Raw genomic sequence first — 2,034 nt, 5'->3', positions numbered from 1 at the left:
TATGAGATGCACCCTCTGTTCCCCGATTCCCGATTCCCGATTCCCGATTCCCGATTCCCGATTCCCTTTTTCCATATATCTCAAAACAAAAAAAATAGCCGTAGAAATACTATCCACGGCTATTTAAATGACTTATGTCACTGATTTCCCAAACCGAACCTGATGTGATCCTATTTGATTTACCTTGGTCTTTCGGCCACCCTACGGGACCAGACCGGAGCCAAGGCTCTGGGGGGAAGCCCCCCAGAAATTTAAGGTGTTATGGCAACAGCCAATACTTCATCATGGTTGTCATCACTTCCCCAGGAGTTTCAGTAGGTTCCAAAGGGCTCCAGTCGGCAATCTCCCCATAGCCTAGGGAATAAAACATTTGCATACTATAGATTACGGCTTGACGAGGACCTTTTAGAGTGTGCTCAACAGGTTGTTTATTGAGATTTTGCTTGAAGTTTTTTGACATAAGTCGAAACTTGGAATCATTGTGGTTGTATATGATTATTGTAATGATTGTAATTTTATTTGTCAAGGTTTTTTAAACTTTTTTTTGGAAGTTTTAGAGAGAATAAAAAAAAGCGATCGCGTCAGCTATCAGCTATCAGCTTAAGCGCTACGCGCACGCTACGCGAACAGCTATCAGCTATCAGCTAATACGTCGAAGCCTGTGCCACCAATTCCCGATTCCCGATTCCCGATTCCCGATTCCCGATTCCCGATTCCCGATTCCCGATTACCTTGTTTTAAGCTGACCGCTGACTGCTTACACTTTGATTAATTTCAATTTCCTCAATCGGACGCCCAATTTCTGTGATAGTTTTGCTAAAGTTGACTTGACCTATAACTTGCCATTTTAGTTTAAGTTTAGGGGTATTATTAAGATAATCATAGCTACCTTCAAGGATAGTAATTTGGCTAATCGTGTGAGTTGTAGCTGTTTGTTGGGCTTGATAATTGTTGGTATTTGATGAATTATAATTTTCGATAATGTCTTTGTAGTTAGTTAAAATTACCCCTGTCGTCAGGGAAGCCAATTTTTCTAGGTTGATTAGGTCAGGGTCACAGATATCGATAAAAAACTCTTGTTTAAATTCCCTGGATGTAGTAATTATTGTGGGCTTTTGTTGCTCCGGATGTAACTTTTGTGGATGGGTTGCTCTAAATGTTGAGGCAATTTCCCATTTACCAGGATAGATGCTGATGTGTGGTAGTTTTGTTGGTGATTCGGTAATGGGTTGAGCAACAATCTCTATTTGACCTTGGGAGATGTCGTCAGTTAGTTCTTTCTGAAGCTGCTGGCTGATTTGGGATAGTAAGTTTTGAATCATTTTTTTTAGGTAATAGATTATGGGTAATAGGTAATAGGTAATAGGGAATGGGTAATGGGTTATAGGTAATGGGTAATAGGTAATAGGTAGTGGGTAATAGGTAGTGGGTAATAGGTAATAGGTAATAGGTAGTGGGGAATGGGTAATAGGTAATAGGTAATAGGTAATGGGTAAGACGTTTATTTCCCACATTCGGCAGGTTGGCAGTGCTGCTAGGGAATTTTATTAAAGAGGCTGGGATGCTTGTAATATAGGCATTGTAAAATTTTTTGACCTTGCAGCAAGCCCCAGCTTAAGCCCTTGCCGATTCTACTATTGAGTAGTATTGAGAGGCAATAGGCTACTCAAAGGTTTATCGAAGCGATTGACCTTTGGTCACGCTAAGCGAGTCACGCGAAGTTTCCGCGCTTGTGCGATTGACCTACGGTCACGCTACGCGATCGCTTGTGTACCCAAATCCGGGTTAGCTGTCCGTTGATCTCAAAAAAGCAGGGCAGCTTCAGAGCTTCGGAAAGAAATCTTGTATTCCCCATTCCCCATTACCTATTACCCATTACCTATTACCTATTCCCCATTACCTATTACCTATTACCCATTACCTATTACCTATTACCTATTACCTATTACCTATTACCTATTACCTATTCCCCATTACCTATTACCTATTACCTATTACCTATTACCTATTACCTATCTCCAAGGGTATCTCGGA

At 41.0% G+C, this 2,034-nt stretch carries 4 protein-coding genes and 1 pseudogene; 3 read left to right on the top strand and 2 right to left on the bottom strand.

Annotated elements, in window-relative coordinates:
• Positions 1-259: 259 nt before the first annotated feature.
• Positions 260-460 carry a hypothetical protein gene (locus F6K37_RS39750; RefSeq protein WP_287256772.1) on the bottom strand — a complete coding sequence of 67 codons (201 nt, stop codon included), beginning with the start codon at positions 458-460 and terminating at the stop codon, positions 260-262.
• A 59-nt stretch (positions 461-519) separates the two neighbouring features.
• On the opposite strand from F6K37_RS39750, the gene F6K37_RS39745 reads away from it, so the two are divergent.
• Positions 520-648, top strand: a complete 129-nt coding sequence (locus tag F6K37_RS39745) for a hypothetical protein (RefSeq protein WP_287256770.1) — start codon at positions 520-522, stop codon at positions 646-648.
• 89 nt (positions 649-737) lie between these two features.
• Here F6K37_RS39745 and F6K37_RS39740 read toward each other — a convergent pair whose 3' ends face one another.
• On the bottom strand, positions 738-1,514 hold the full coding sequence (locus tag F6K37_RS39740; protein WP_287256769.1) for a hypothetical protein: 777 nt from the start codon (positions 1,512-1,514) through the stop codon (positions 738-740).
• A 133-nt stretch (positions 1,515-1,647) separates the two neighbouring features.
• On the opposite strand from F6K37_RS39740, the gene F6K37_RS39735 reads away from it, so the two are divergent.
• A complete protein-coding gene (locus F6K37_RS39735; RefSeq protein WP_154659755.1) occupies positions 1,648-1,800 on the top strand; it encodes a hypothetical protein in 153 nt (50 codons plus the stop codon).
• Positions 1,801-1,842: 42 nt separating this feature from the next.
• Positions 1,843-2,034, top strand: a pseudogene (locus F6K37_RS39730) (hypothetical protein); the annotation flags it as partial.

Origin of the sequence: Moorena sp. SIO4E2 (assembly GCF_010671945.1) — a bacterium.
Taxonomy (GTDB): domain Bacteria; phylum Cyanobacteriota; class Cyanobacteriia; order Cyanobacteriales; family Coleofasciculaceae; genus Moorena; species Moorena producens.
The sequence above is the reverse complement of the archived record's forward strand: the minus strand, read 5'-3'. Positions and strand labels throughout refer to the sequence as shown.

Bases quoted from the DNA above. Each gene is read 5' to 3' on its own strand.
- F6K37_RS39750 (WP_287256772.1), bottom strand. From the start codon at position 460: ATGTCAAAAAACTTCAAGCAAAATCTCAATAAACAACCTGTTGAGCAC.
- F6K37_RS39740 (WP_287256769.1), bottom strand. From the start codon at position 1,514: ATGTGGGAAATAAACGTCTTACCCATTACCTATTACCTATTACCTATT.